This is a genomic window from Sphingomonas sp. Leaf4 (assembly GCF_920939515.1).
In the GTDB taxonomy this organism is placed as follows: Bacteria; Pseudomonadota; Alphaproteobacteria; order Sphingomonadales; family Sphingomonadaceae; genus Sphingomonas.
In genome coordinates, this window is sequence record NZ_CAKLBB010000003.1 from 13747 (window position 1) to 26226 (window position 12480).

General features: G+C 69.0%; 13 protein-coding genes. 1 reads left to right on the forward strand and 12 read right to left on the reverse strand.

Translation table 11 applies throughout. The features are described from left to right. Positions 1-23: 23 nt before the first annotated feature. The 11 genes from LRA89_RS04885 to LRA89_RS04935 form a co-directional block, all read right to left on the reverse strand. Positions 24-815, reverse strand: a complete 792-nt coding sequence (locus LRA89_RS04885; protein ID WP_055762782.1) for an AIM24 family protein — start codon at positions 813-815, stop codon at positions 24-26. Further along, positions 812-1750, reverse strand: a complete 939-nt coding sequence (locus LRA89_RS04890; protein ID WP_055762784.1) for an HpcH/HpaI aldolase/citrate lyase family protein — start codon at positions 1748-1750, stop codon at positions 812-814. The genes LRA89_RS04885 and LRA89_RS04890 overlap by 4 nt, the downstream gene beginning before the upstream one ends. Continuing rightward, complete coding sequence (locus LRA89_RS04895) at positions 1747-2853, reverse strand: cysteine protease StiP family protein (RefSeq protein ID WP_230769243.1); 1107 nt, start codon at positions 2851-2853, stop codon at positions 1747-1749. The genes LRA89_RS04890 and LRA89_RS04895 overlap by 4 nt, the downstream gene beginning before the upstream one ends. After that, the gene (locus LRA89_RS04900; RefSeq protein WP_230769244.1) at positions 2843-3592 is read right to left on the reverse strand and encodes a hypothetical protein; all 750 of its coding nucleotides are present in this window, start codon (positions 3590-3592) and stop codon (positions 2843-2845) included. Before LRA89_RS04900 ends, LRA89_RS04895 begins: the two co-directional genes overlap by 11 nt. Next, on the reverse strand, positions 3589-4692 hold the full coding sequence (locus LRA89_RS04905; protein ID WP_230769245.1) for a phosphoribosyltransferase domain-containing protein: 1104 nt from the start codon (positions 4690-4692) through the stop codon (positions 3589-3591). Before LRA89_RS04905 ends, LRA89_RS04900 begins: the two co-directional genes overlap by 4 nt. Further along, positions 4686-5825 carry a trypsin-like peptidase domain-containing protein gene (locus LRA89_RS04910; RefSeq protein ID WP_230769246.1) on the reverse strand — a complete coding sequence of 380 codons (1140 nt, stop codon included), beginning with the start codon at positions 5823-5825 and terminating at the stop codon, positions 4686-4688. Before LRA89_RS04910 ends, LRA89_RS04905 begins: the two co-directional genes overlap by 7 nt. A 19-nt stretch (positions 5826-5844) precedes the next feature. Beyond that, entirely contained in the window at positions 5845-6420 is a 576-nt protein-coding gene (locus LRA89_RS04915; RefSeq protein WP_230769247.1) for a TerD family protein, read from the reverse strand. Between the two features lie 29 nt (positions 6421-6449). Continuing rightward, positions 6450-7028 carry a TerD family protein gene (locus LRA89_RS04920; RefSeq protein ID WP_230769248.1) on the reverse strand — a complete coding sequence of 193 codons (579 nt, stop codon included), beginning with the start codon at positions 7026-7028 and terminating at the stop codon, positions 6450-6452. Between the two features lie 19 nt (positions 7029-7047). Continuing rightward, positions 7048-8241 carry a TerD family protein gene (locus LRA89_RS04925; RefSeq protein WP_230769249.1) on the reverse strand — a complete coding sequence of 398 codons (1194 nt, stop codon included), beginning with the start codon at positions 8239-8241 and terminating at the stop codon, positions 7048-7050. Between the two features lie 40 nt (positions 8242-8281). Further along, positions 8282-8866, reverse strand: coding sequence for a TerD family protein (locus LRA89_RS04930; protein ID WP_230769250.1), 585 nt, complete (start codon positions 8864-8866; stop codon positions 8282-8284). A gap of 110 nt (positions 8867-8976) precedes the next feature. Further along, on the reverse strand, positions 8977-10011 hold the full coding sequence (locus LRA89_RS04935; RefSeq protein ID WP_230769251.1) for an ATP-grasp domain-containing protein: 1035 nt from the start codon (positions 10009-10011) through the stop codon (positions 8977-8979). A 160-nt stretch (positions 10012-10171) separates the two neighbouring features. Between LRA89_RS04935 and LRA89_RS04940 the strand changes: the two genes are divergently transcribed. Then, positions 10172-11269, forward strand: a complete 1098-nt coding sequence (locus LRA89_RS04940; RefSeq protein ID WP_230769252.1) for a DUF5694 domain-containing protein — start codon at positions 10172-10174, stop codon at positions 11267-11269. Positions 11270-11455: 186 nt separating this feature from the next. Here the strand turns inward: LRA89_RS04940 and LRA89_RS04945 are convergent, their stop codons facing one another. Further along, on the reverse strand, positions 11456-12388 hold the full coding sequence (locus LRA89_RS04945) for a right-handed parallel beta-helix repeat-containing protein (protein ID WP_230769253.1): 933 nt from the start codon (positions 12386-12388) through the stop codon (positions 11456-11458). Positions 12389-12480: the final 92 nt, after the last annotated feature.

Sequence of the window (12480 nt, forward strand, 5' to 3'; positions counted from 1 at the left end):
CTGCGCGGGGACGACGAACAGGGTCAGCCCAGCCGCATCGTCGGCGTGAGCCACACCGTGCCGCGCCCACGGAACACGAACACCAGCCCCTCGCCGGTGCGCATCGCGTTGCGCAAGCCCCGGACCAGCGGGCGCAGTTCGACCTGCAACGTCGCGGTGTACATCAGCATCAGGTCGCCATCGACGATCAGCTCGTTCTGGCCGTCGAGCTCGATCACCTCGATCTCGTCGACCGGGACCGGCGATTCGATCGCGAACGCCCCCGCCCCGGTCAGCTTGGGCTGCATCAGCCCGTTGCCCGACATGATCCCCGATACCGACCGGTGGACATGGGTCGACACCGCGATGTTGGCGTCGCAGGCGTAAAAGGCTCCGTCGTCGAGGATCAGCGAATCCTGTGGCCCGTCCATCGCCGCGAGGATGAAATGCTTGGTCGTGACTTCGGTCCACACCTCGCCATGCCCGGCATAGCGGGTGGCAAAGGCACTTTCGCCCGAGCCGGCCGAGGTGATCGCGCGCGAGAAGAACCCGCCCGCACCGGCGTTCTTCTGCACGTCGACCTGCAACTTGCCGTGCGCATATTGCAGCGCGCCGGGTTCGAGCAGCGCCGCGCCGCCTTCCAGCACGATGCGGACCTGCCGTGCGCTGACCGGATGCGGCAGGTGGACGTGAATCCCTCCTTCCGCGCCGGCCCCGCCCGCGCCGGCGACCGTCATCGGCTGATGGCCGAGGCCGTGTGCCTTGCGGTTGAACTCATGAACCTCGAAGCGGACGCCGGGGCTCTTCTGTTCGTCGATCTTGCTGCGCGTGGTCATTGGTCCGTTCCTGCTATCAGACGAAGGGAATGGGCGTCGGCCACCCCGAACAGCGCGGCGCGACCGAGAAGCCGTTCGGCCCAGGCGGCATGGGTAGCGGGTTCGCACATCACCCCGTCGCACGCGAACACCGCCGGGGCGTCGTCGGCGAGGATCAGCCGCGCCTCGGCGACCTGTCGTTCGCACGGGGCCAGCGCGGCGTGGATCACCGCCACCTGATCGGGGTGGATCGCGGTCTTGGTGAACAGGCCGTGTTCGATGTCGCGGGCGATCTCGGCACGCAGCAGGTCGGCATCACCGAACTGTTCGAGCACCGGCGCGCTCATCGCGAAGCCCCATGGCACGAAGCTCGTGACCAGCATCGCGATGACCCCGCCCAATGGCCCGTCATAGGCGGTGCGGCCGGGCGTGCGCCGCAGCCCCATCGCGCGCAGCAGGTCGTTGCCGCCGATGCGCAGCGCGAGGATACGGTCCTGCACCGCCAGCAACTGGTCGCGCAACCGGCGGATTTCCTGCGGGTCGAGCGACTCGCGCGTCTCCAGCGTCGGCATCAGCCGGTGGCGATCGTGGAGCGGCAACGCCAGATACGCCGGCATCGATTCGGCATGCGCCTTGGGCACGACGAAGCCGGTCAGCCGCTCGACGCCGGGCATGCACAGGATGTGCCCCAGCATCGCCGCGTCGCGCGGGCGCACGAACAGCAGCGGTTCGGCCGGGCCACCCTCGCGGTTGCCGAGCGTGCGCAGGAAAGCCGCCAGCCGCGACATCGCCAGCGGCAGGTCGCTCTCGCGCACCGCATCCTCAAGGCAGATCACCGCCGAGCGCAGGCCGGCCACCCGGCGGTTGCCGAGCAGCACCTCGACCAGATCGGCACGGGTCGCGGGCAGATACAGCGTCGCGCCGAGTTCGAGCGCGGTGACGGGTCCATGGTTCATTGATCGTCCCCCAGCGAACGGATGATTGCGACCGCGCGATAACGGGAAGCGGCATCCAGCGGTTCGACCGGAATGCCGTGTTCGGTGGCGAGGTGGAGCAGATGCGCGACATCGGGGTCGGCCGCATCGCGCACCAGCAGTCGTTCGGGCATCCGCCGCAACAGCGCGCGTGTCGCCTCGGCGATGCCGGGTTTGATGCGGTTGCGGTCCTGCGTGCCGGCGCGCACCAGCAGGTCGGCCAGCATCGCCTCGCAGGCGTCGACGAGCGCCGGGCGGCGGGCGGCATGGCCATCGATCGGTTGCGGCAGCGCGGCGATGGCCAGCGGCGCCAGCGTATCGACGAACGCCTGCGACCGGTCGGCGGCGGCGAACTGCGGATAGGTGACGCAGGCGTGGAAATCGCCCGGGCCGACCACCGCGTCGTTCAGGATCGATCGGCTGACCAGCCCGGAAACGATGCCGTTGAGCAGGCCCGAGGCGATCAGATAATCATCATCGGTCGCGGCAATATCCGCCTGCCCCGCCGGATCGGCGATCACCGCCAGCGTCGGCGCGAACCCCATCGGCCGGTCGGCCAGAGTCGCGCGCAATTCGCCGCCGATCGCGCCCTTGCCAGTCCAGCCGTCGATGAACACCGCTTGGGTCGGATCGTGCCGCGCGGCGATATGCGCCAGCGCAACCCGGTCGATCCCGCGATCGCGGATGATGCTGACCGAATAATGCACCGCCGGGTGGCCGTGCGCGCGCAGCGTCCGCGCGAGCAGCACCCCGATCGGCGTACCGGCGCGGGCGAGCGATACCAGCACCACCTCACGTCCGTCCGCCCGCTCGGCCAAATGCGCGGCGAGGCTGGCGACATCCTGCGCCAGCCGCGCGCCGTTGCGCGCGAGCGCCGCGTCGTACAGCGCGAGATAGTCGGGACCGGGCACCCGTTCGGGAGCGATCATCTCCGAATAATGGCGCTTGCCCGACTGGATCGCGGCTTCCTTGTCCGCCACCGCCGTGGGGGCGAGCGCCACCGGTTTCATGAGGAAGGTGACGTCGGCGGGGTCATAGCTGCCCGAGAATGGCGCGGGGTCGACCCGGACCGCCTCAGCCGGCATCGAACATGCCCCCGGCAAGCTGCGAGCGCGGCGGCAGCATCGCGAAGTCGCACAGCGCCATGAACGGCGCATCGGTCAGGCTGTCGCCGATGCCGATCACCGGTGCGTCGGGGAAGCGCGCGCGAAGCCCCGGCAGGATGCGCGCCACCGCATGCGCTTTGCCCAGATAGGGCGGCATCAGCGCGACGTTGTTGCCGTTACGATGGTCGGTCCAGCCCGGCGGCAGCGCGGGCACCGCCGCATCGACGACGCCGAACAGCGCGTCGGCATCGGCATCGGCATGTTTGGCGAGCGCATAGAGCGCGAGATCGCCCTCCATCAGCACCCGCGCGTTGATCGGCACGTCGCGCAACGCCGCCTCGGCAGCGATGGCCGCCACCAGTTCGTCCAGCACGGCGCGATGTTCGGCGGCGCGCCCGGCGACGATCGCCGCCCATTCGGCATCGATCTCGCTCTCGTCGTTCAGGATCACCCCGCCATGCGCGCACACCGCCGCCTTGAACGGAATATGCGCGCGGCGCAGCGCGTCGAGGCTGCGCGCCGTCACCGGCACCAGATGCGTCGTCTCCGCCAGCCAGTCGAGGAAACGCATCTGCACCGGCGTCGCATAGCTCAGCGGCGATCCGTCCTTCGCGAAGCCCAGCGGGGTCAGCCGTTCGGGCGGCACCTCGGCCGGGCATTTGCGCAGCGTCTGGAACAGCGTGTCGTCGAGATCGACGAGCGCGATCGCGCGGATCATGCCGCCCATCCGATCAGCTTTGCGTTCAGCGCCGCGACCAGCGCGGGGTCGATCGTCGCCGCCCCCGTCTCGTGCGCGATCCAGTTGGTCCGCCCATCGGCGGGATCGGCGTTGTAGAGATAATTGGGCACGCCGGTTCCATAATTGTCGGTGAAACAAAGTTTGCTGGCCATCGCCCAGCCGATCCGCGCCGGGCTGCGGCTGGTCGCCTGCACGACCACGTCATGGCCCGCGTCGGCAAGCGTTTCCGCCAGACGGAACGGGGGATAGGTGAATTCGCCGGTGCCGATGATCCTGAGCGGGCCGGTGACGGGCGGCAACGGACCGATCGGCGGCGGCGCGGCGGCGCTGGTGATGCCGGTGCGCCCCATGTTGCGATGCGTCGCCAGGGTGCCGAGCGACGCGGCGGCCATGTCGAACGCGGCATCGGCCGGGGCGATGTCGCCCTGCGTCCATTCCAGCCGGCCGTGCAGCAGCGCGGCGATGGCCGTCGGGCGCGGCATCCGCACCTGCCAGTCGCGCCCGACCGACCAGTCGGTCAGCGTCGCGACGACGATCCGCTCGACGCCCGGCCATGCCGTCACCAGCGCCTGCGCCAGATTGGTAAGAGTGGTGCCGGTCGACACCTCGTCATCGACGATCACCAGCGTGCGCGGCGTCGGCAGGTCGGGGCGATAGATCAGATGCGCCGAGGCGTGGCTGTGCGGTTCCTCGAACCGGCACAGCAGCGGATGGTCGATCCGCTGGCGGGTCGAATGGAGGAAGTGAATATCCTCCCGCCCCAGCGCCGCGCGCAGTTCGCCATGGACCGTCTGGCCGAGGCACACCGCCGTTTCGGCGAGGCCGACGACCATCACCGGTCCGGGCAGGTCGGCGGGGATGCGCGCCACCAGATCGCGCACGCTGGCCCGCATCACCTGCGGGCTGGCAGGCAGATGCCGGCCGAGCACGCGCGACACGATCAGGAAGCCGCGTTTGGGGTTCTCACGCGCGGCGAAGGCACACAGGTCGTCCAAGGGCCATGCCGCCTCCTCGACCGCGATGTCGAGACGGCCGGTCGGCAATGCCACGCTGCGATGCGGGTTCGGGGTCGTCAGCACTGGCAGGCGATCCGCGCGATCGCGCTGCGGGTACGGGCCACCACCGCCGTCCGGCCGATCGGGGTCACGTCGTGCGCCATCTGTGGCTCCAATCCGTGAGAATCGAGAAAACTGAGGATCATCGCACCCTTGATGCCGAAGTTGATGTTTTCCGCGCTGGCCCCCGACCGGCGGATCCGGTCGAGGTTGAGCGAGGAGCTGACGAGGCCGATCAAATGGCCCGCCATGTCGAGAATCGGACCGCCACTGTTGCCGCTGGCGATCGGTGCGGTGAACTGAAACACGCTGCTGTCGTTGCCGATCCCGCACAGCGCGGCGATATTTCCCGCACTCGCCTGCGGCCCGGTGCCAAGCAGCCCCTGCAACGGAAAGCCGAGCGCCACGACATCCTCGCCCAGATGGAGTCCGACCTGCGAGCGGAACTGCGCGATCTGCATGAGCGGCGTGTCGACGCGGAGCAGCGCGAGGTCGTTGCGCGGATCGGCGAACACCATCTCCGCCGCCAGCGTCCGCCCGCCGACATGGACGCTGATCGTGCGGACGTCCTCGACGACATGCGCGTTGGTCAGGATGTGATGCGCTTCGATCGCGATGCCGCTGCCGCTTGACTGGCCGGAGCGGTCGCCGCGATCGGGCGTGTCGTCCTGCAACCGGGGGTTGAGCCGGTCGCACCACGCCCGGTCCAGCCCATAGGCGGCGGCGATGGCGGAGAGGCCGACCGCGAACCCCTGCCCGTTGGCGGCGATCCGCCAGCGGCCCTGATGGCGGTACAGCTCGATCAGGATCACCGCCGCCGCGGCCTGCCCGCCCGGATCGACCGCGAAGCGCAGCGTGTCGCTCGCGATGGTCAGCCGGGCGTCGATCGGGCGGTTGGCGGGATCGAACGCGATCAGCAGCAGCCGGTCGATGCCCGCCGGCAGCGCGGCGGGATCGATCCGCAGCCGTGTCGCCTCTTCGAACCCCACCCCGCTGCGCAGTTCGCGGGTGATCGAATCGATCGGCGCGAAGTCGGCCGCCGCCCGCCGGTCCGGCCCCAGCGCCACCAAAGCCAGCGGCGGCGGCGCACCGCCGGCCAGCACGAACGTGGTCGCGCCGGCCGCCGGTGCCCGTTCGCCCGCGATCAGATCACGCATCGCGGGCAGGTCCTTGCGGTCAGACGTTGACGCCGAACGACCGCGCCAGCGGCCCGAGACCCCCGGCGAAGCCCTGACCGATCGCCTTGAACTTCCATTCGCCATTGTGGCGATAGAGTTCGCCGAAGATCATCGCCGTCTCGGTCGAGGCGTCTTCCGACAGGTCGTAGCGCGCGAGTTCGGTGCCGCCATCGGCGTTCAGCACGCGGATGAAGGCGTTCGACACCATGCCGAAATTCTGGCGGCGGCCGTCGGCCTCGTGGATCGTCACCGCGAAGTTCAGCTTCGTGATCTCGGCCGGCACCTGATCGAGCGACACCGCGACCACCTCGTCGTCGCCGCTGCCCTCACCGGTGGTGTTGTCGCCCTGATGAACGACCGAGCCGCCGGCGCCTTCCTTGTTGTTGTAGAACACGAAATCGGCGTCGGAGCGGACCTTGCCGGCCTCGTCGGTCAGGAACACGCTGGCGTCGAGATCGAACGCGCTGCCGTCGGTGACGCGCGTGTCCCAGCCGAGCCCGACGCGAACCGCCTTCAGCCCCGGTGCTTCCTTGCTCAGGCTGACGTTGCCGCCCTTGGAGAGTGATACTGCCATGATGTTGTCCTTAGTTTGAACGCCCGGGGTCAGCCGATGTTGACGCCATAGTTGCGCGCCATCGGGCCGAGCCCGCCTTTATACCCTTGCCCCACCGCGCGGAATTTCCACTCGGCGTTGTGGCGATAGACTTCGCCGAAGATCATCGCGGTTTCGGTCGAGGCATCCTCGGCGAGATCATAACGCGAAATCTCGCGGCCGGTCGCATCGTTGACGATGCGGATGAAGGCGTTGGACACCATGCCGAAGCTCTGCCGCCGGCCCTCGCCCTCATGGATCGTCACCGCGACCGCGATCTTCTGCACATCGGCGGGCAGGCGGGAGAGGTCGACGGTCAGCGCCTCGTCGTCGCCGTCACCCTCGCCGGTGCGGTTGTCGCCGGTATGTTCGACCGACCCGTCGGCCGAACGCAGGTTGTTGTAGAAGATGAAATCGCCGTCGCTGCGCACCTTGTCGCCGACGCCCAGCAGGAACGCGCTGGCGTCGAGGTCGAAATCGGCCCCGTCCGTGACGCGCGTGTCCCAGCCGAGCCCGATCAGGATACGGGTAAGGCCGGGCTCTTCTTTCGACAGGCTGACGTTGCCGCCTTTGGACAGGCTTACCGACATTTGACTCTCCCTTGGTCGATCATTTGCGCCCCGCGACCCAGCGCAGGCCCCAGCCGAGTTGCTCGTCGAGCACCTGCTGGTCGCGGACATAGTCGACGATCCGCGTCACCTTCATCTGGCCACCGATATTCTCGATCAGCACGATGCCGCACAGGCGGCGGTCGTTGCGCCCCTCGGTCATGCGCACCTCGATCGGCGGCTGGTCGGGCATGGTGACGAGGACGACGCCGTCGGTCGCCTGCCAGTTGGGCACGCCTTCGTAGATATTGGCGAAGATGGCGATGCGGCGGATCGCGCTCCACTGGCCGCCGTTCACGCGGATCGTCTCGCCCTGCGACACGTCGCCGGTGCGGTCGTCGCCCGACAGCGCGATGAACGGCAGGCTGTTGTACGACCCGAAGCTGTTGCCGAGCGCCTGCACCACGCCCTTGCGCCCGTCGCTCAGCTCGTAGAGGCAGCCCAGATCGAGATCGATCGCGCTGCCGCCGCCGAAAAATCCCTTCTTGCCGCGCGACCAGTTGAGGTTGATCGTCACCTCGCCGAAGCTGCTCCCGCGCTTTTGCAGGCTGACGGTCTGCCCCTGTTTCTCCAGCGTCACTTTCGACAGGCTGATCGAAGGCGGCGGCGGCGGAGCAGGTGGCGGCGGTGGCGGAGCAGCGGGCGGCGGCGGCGGCGGAGCGGCGGGTTCCTCGGCGACGTCGATGCCGAACGAGCGCGCGAGCGGCCCCAAGCCGCCGTTGAACCCCTGCCCGACCGCGCGGAACTTCCACTGGCCGCCCCGGCGATAGAGTTCGGCCAGCATCATCGCCGCCTCGGTCGCACCTGCCAACGACGGGCGGAACGACAGCGTATCGCCGCCCTGCCCCGCCAGCGTGACGCCCACGCCCTGCAACATCGCCAGCGTCTGCCGCCGCGCGGTCGCCTCGTCGATCGTCACGCAGAATACGATCCGCTCGATGTCGCCCGAGAGCCGCGCCGGATCGATCGTGAACCGCCCGCCCGCGCCGGTCCTTGGCGCGAACCGCACCGAGCCGCCGTCGCCCTCGTTCTGGTTGTAGAAGATCATGTCGGCGTCGCCGCGCACCCGCCCGTTCCCGAGCAGCAGATAGGCCGAGCCATCCGCCTCCACGCCCGCCGGCGCGGTCCAGCCGAGATCGACGGTCAGCGTGCCGGGCGGCACGGCGGCGTTGCCGCCTTGTTGCAGTTCGGTCATGCCGGGTCCTGTTTCCGCGCGGTCCGGGTCATCGTCGGAATCACAGCGCGCCGGTGATCGCGCCCATCATCTCCTGGAACGTCCGGCCCGAGGTCCGCTCGCCCAGCGCCTTCATCTCCCAGCCGTCGCCGCTGCGCACCAGCTTGGCCATGACCTGTCCGGTATGCGACCCCGCCCCGCTGAGATCATAGCGCGCCAGTTCCTTGCTGTTGGTCGCATCGACCAGCCGGCAATAGGCGTTCTCGATCCGGTCGAAGCTGTCGCCGGTGAAGCTGTTGACGGTGAAGATCAGCGTCCGCACGCCCGGGGGCAGGCGCGTCAGATCGACCGCGATCGTCTCGTCGTCGCCATCGCCGGCACCGGTGCGGTTGTCGCCGCTATGGACGATGCTGCCGTCGTCGCTGGTCAGCTTGCGGAACCACACCACGTCGAGCTGCCGGCCCGACGCATCGAAGGCGAGGCACGAGGCGTCGAGATCGACATCGCCGCCCCCGCCGCCGCCGAACAGCCCGAGCAGCCCCTTGGCCTTGCGCACGTCCCAGCCGAGGCCCATCGCGACGCGGGTCAGCATGCCGCCACCCGATTTCTCGAGACGGACGCTCTGACCCTTCTGCAGACTGACCATCGGCTTCTTCCTCTCGTTGCGTCGCGTCACGGCGACCCTTGTGGGCGGGGATTATGACCGGCGCGCGACAGGCCGCAACCCCCGAAAGCGGCCGGAACGACAGGTAAATTTCACTGGCGGGGGTTTGACGGAGTCCCGCTTTTCTGCTGTGCGCGCGGCGTCGCATGGACCACCGCGACAACCTGCGCATCGATCGCTTCGTCGAATGCCTGCGCGGTGCCGGTGACGACATCGATCCATGTCGCGCAGAACGGAATCCCCACCGCATCACCGTAAGACGCCCCGCCGGCCGCGCGGCTGTTGATCTCGAGGATGCGCCACTGGCCCCCGGCGTCCTGCTTGTACTGGACGTTGAGCGCCCCGTGCAGGGCATGGCGCGCGACCAGCATCGTCGCATGGGCGATCAGCGGATGGCGCGTCTCGATCCGCTGGCGATTGGGATCGAGCTTGGTGCGCACCGCCGCCAGCAGCACCCGGCCATGGTCGGCGACGATGTCGACCGACGCCTCCAGCCCCGGCAGATGCTCCATCACCAGCAGCGCGAAGGTTTCCCCTTGCACCTCGGCATGGCGCAGCGCGTCGACGTAAAGTGCGGGCGCGATCCGGCGGGCATCGGGATCGGCGAGATGCGCCAGCGGCGTGGCCCCGTCGAGCGTCCAGTATCCCGCGCCATAGACGCCGCGCACCGGCTTGACGCACGCCGCCCGGCCGCCTCGCGTCAATGTGGCCACCGCCGCGTCGAAGCCGTCGGCGGTCGTTACCGCGATCGACGGGCAGCGATGCGGATCGTCGCCCAGCGACACGGTGAACGCCGCCTTGTCGTCGAGCAGGTCGAGCGTGGCGGCATCGGCCGCGACGTGCAGCGCGATCCCCGCCGCCGCGAACCGCTCGCGCTGCGCGGCGATGCCCGTGCGCCCCCGTCCGGCGACCAGATGCGTCACGCCGCGATCGATCGCGGTGGCGAGCGCCCATTCGACATAATCGGTCGCCCCGCGCGCCGGCTCGACCCAGAAGTCCGGCGCCACGTCGCGCACCGGCGCGTCACCGTCGATCGTGCTGACCGCGATGTCCAGCCCCGGCCGGGCGGCGACCATGTTCGCAATGACGTTGCGAAGCGAAAACGACTGATTGAACCAGATCTTCATCGGAACTTTCGGGGAAACATGCCGCACGATTGCGACGGCCCCCTATCGCGCGAGGATGCGACGGACGTCGAGAGGGGAAAGCACCATGCCAGGCACGCTTGCGTACCATCGCCGGGCACGATAGCGTATTATATTGGCAATACACATTGGGGGTTGATCCATGCCGTCGTTCCTGCCCGCCGCCCTGATCGGCGCGACCCTGTTGCTTGCCCCTGACGTCGCGGCGCAGGAATCGGGGTATCGACCGACCTTCCGCCCCGAAACGCTGAAACGGACCGGCACCGCCAATCCCAATATCGTCATGGTGCTCGGCACGACGCATCTGGCCAACCTGCCCAAAAGCTTCCAGCCGGCGGTGCTTGGCCCCCTGCTCGACCGGCTGGCGGCGTGGAAGCCGACCGCGATCGCGACCGAGGATCTCTCGGGGCTGCAATGCGACGCGCTGCGCCGCTATCCCAGCCGCTATGCCGAGACGGTCGAAACCTATTGCTACGACCCCACCCCCGCCAACACCGCGACCGGGCTGGACGTGCCCGCCGCCAATGCCGAGGGCGAACGGTTGGTCGCGGCGCTCGGCAAGGCACCGACCCCGGCGCAGCGCCGGCGGCTGGCGGCGGTGTGGCTGGCGGCGGGCGAGCGATTTTCGGCGCTGGTCCAGTGGCTACGCCTGCCCCCGCCCGAACGCCGCGCCGGCGACGGCCTCGACGCGCCGCTGGTGGCGATGTTGACCGAACTGGCCGGACGGCGCGGCGAAAGCAGCCAGATTTCCGCCGTCCTCGCCGCGCGCCTGGGGCTCGAGCGGACGTGGAGCGTCGACGACCACTCCGCCGACACGCAGGACGACCCCGATCCGGCGGTGCGCAAGGCGACGGACGACGCGGTCGTGCGGGCATGGGACAATCCCGCCTCGCGCCAGCGCCGTGCCAACGACGAACGGCTGACCGCCGACCTCGGCACGCCGGGCGGGGTGCTGGCGCTCTATCGCTCGATGAACGGACCGGACGCGCCCGCGCTGGTCTATCGGTCCGATTTCGGTGCGGCGCTGGCCGCACCCGCCGGGCTCGGGCGGGGCTATGTCGGCTATTGGGAGACACGCAACCTGCGCATGGTCGCCAACATGCGCGACGTGCTGGGCCGCACTCCCGGCACGCGGATGCTCGCGGTCGTCGGGGCCTCGCACAAAGGCTATTATGAGGCGTATCTGCACCAGATGCACGACGTGACGCTGGCCGACGTGATGCCGTTGCTGCGGGAGTAGGGTTGAGGTCCGACCGACATCCAACGAAATGCCGTCCCAGTCTGCTCCCCTCCCTGATAAGGGAGGGGTTGGGGGTGGGTCGGCCAGTTGTGAAGCGCTTACGTTTCCTCTCGGGCCTACCCACCCCCGGCCCCTCCCTTATCAGGGAGGGGAGCAGTTTTGCCGACGTTCCAGCCGAATTCGGTCCTACCGCGTCTCGAACTTGCGCACCCCCGCCCCCAGCCGGTTAACGCCGACGTTCACCCCGTCGCCAGTATAATCGGCGACGAACGCCGGGCTCTTGTCCACCCCCGGTGCCAGCGTCGCGACATTGTTCTCGACGCGGAGGCCCGTCGCCGGGAAGGTCCGCTTCTCCGCGCCGACGACGATGAAGCCGGTCCAGTTCTCCTTCGCCTTGCCCTGGACGAAGGTGTTGCCCGCGATCCGCCCGGTCGCCCCTTCGGGCAGGTCGATCATGTAGTTGGTCTTGGCCCCCCGGCTGTCGTCGAAGCTGCTGTCGGTGATGTCGATGCGCGGCGCGCGGATTTTCACGTAATGGCCGCCGGTCCCGCGCTCGAAGCGCGACCGGGTGATGGTGATCGACCCGTTGTTCGACAGATAGACCGAATGCGCGCAGTCGGTCGATTCGTCGCATTGGCCCAGACCAGCGAAGGTCGACCGGTCGATCACGATCCGCTGCCGCCCTTCGGGATTGCCGCCCAGAATGCCCTCCTGACTGTCGAGGAAGGTCGAGTTGACGACGGTCAGGTCGCCGATCTCGGTACGGATGCCCGCGCCATTGCCGTCGGGCACGCGGACGCGGCGGAACACGATGCCGTCGACCGTCGATCGCCGGCCGCGCAGCACGAACGTCGCCTTGTCCTCGCACGCCGCACCGTCGAAGATGACGCTGCCGGGGGTCCGCGCGCGATAGGTGATGTCGCCGCCGGTCTGCACCGTGCAGTCGCGGTAGGTGCCCGGCGCGATCAGGATGGTGACGGTGCCGTCGCGCACCGCGCTGACCGCCGCATCGATCGTCGCGAACCCCTGTCCGGTCTGCTCGATAACGAACGGTGCCGGGGTTTGCGCGGGCAGCGGCGCGGCGACGGCAAGCAGGGCGAGGGGCAGCAGACGGCGCATCGGACGGTTCCTGTCGCATAAGTGATCGTCCCGGACATGGGCGTTGCCGGTGGCGGGCGGCAAGGGGCGATCATCGTCTGTCCCTTGCTGGG